Annotated in this window: 2 protein-coding genes; both read right to left on the bottom strand. The window is 43.6% G+C overall.

Annotated features, from left to right (window positions below):
• The coding region (locus tag FDX01_RS03535; RefSeq protein WP_137399246.1) for a TIGR00730 family Rossman fold protein at positions 1 to 400 on the bottom strand (400 nt) is incomplete at its 3' end.
• Between the two features lie 86 nt (positions 401 to 486).
• Positions 487 to 1,199, bottom strand: a 713-nt coding sequence (locus FDX01_RS03530) for an autotransporter outer membrane beta-barrel domain-containing protein (RefSeq protein ID WP_137399245.1), incomplete at its 5' end; no start/stop codon positions are given.

Genomic DNA, 1,199 nt, shown 5'->3' with positions numbered 1-1,199 from the left:
GAAGAATTTCCCCGCTTATTCGCACCTTCCCTAGTTGCCCCCATGTCCATTGTTCAAATACCTCCTCCAGGGTACCGGCCCCACCAGGCAGCGCGATAAAAAATGATGAAAGTTCTGCCATTCTTTTCTTACGCTGATGCATATCATCAACAATTTGCAAATCTGATAAACCTGTATGTGCAATTTCACGTTTAACAAGGGCCAAAGGCATCACTCCAGTTACATGCCCTCCATGTTGTAATGCTGAATCTGCTATAGCTCCCATTAATCCAACACGGCCACCACCATAAACAATTTGGAAACCAGTACTCGCTAGATGTTTACCCACATTTCGAGCAGAATGCATATAAACAGGTAATAAACCTTCGGAGGAACCACAAAAAACACCTATAGACTTCATGATATTTCCTTATCATGGCTGAATCAGCTTTAGACAATAACTGTGCAATAACAATTAATGCCCCAGTAAAGGGGCATAGTAAAAAATCAAAATGCCATTTTAATACCTATTGTTGCCTGAGTATTCCTGAACCCCTCGGCACCAATCTGCTGGGATATATTCCCCCACAAATCAACACCATCACCCATGCTCCCTTCAATCCCTGTTTTCAATTCCGCAAGATTTCGTATACCCGCTTTACTGACGTGCATCCCATCAAGTGATGTGTCGAAATCGTGCGTGTTGTGAAGCCAGTTAATCTCAACAAATGGTGACATAGAGTGTACTTTGCCATCCTCCTCAGTATGTTTTTTACCTTTCATTGCCCCTTTGATCCCCAATCGACTTTGCACATTTCCCTCTCCAGAGAATGTCACTCGCGTACCATTGGTTTCAACATACTTATCCGCCTGCACGTTACCCCAAGTTATCTGCCCCTGAGGCTTTATAAAATACAACTGATTCGCACTCTCCCCCACTTTCCAGCTATAACCTGCTTCCACAGAGACAGTTACGCCATTGGAACGGTAAGTTTCTCCAGTAAGGGACTCTCCCTTCACGCTATTATTGAACCAATTATATTGGCCCCAAAGATCAACGTACGCGCCTGGATTATCATCACCATCTTGCAACCAGGTACCATAGATTCCTGCACTGTAACCATTTACAGAACTTCTGGCAGAATAGTCGTTAATATGATTCCGCGTTTTACCGTTTTGGTTCGCATTGTAGTGGCATAGTGAATTTGGCCACCTGAATA

Origin of the sequence: Citrobacter sp. wls613, from assembly GCF_005281195.1 — a bacterium.
In the GTDB taxonomy this organism is placed as follows: domain Bacteria; phylum Pseudomonadota; class Gammaproteobacteria; order Enterobacterales; family Enterobacteriaceae; genus Citrobacter; species Citrobacter gillenii.
Note: the sequence above shows the minus strand (reverse complement) of the source record. Positions and strands in the feature narration are given on the sequence as shown.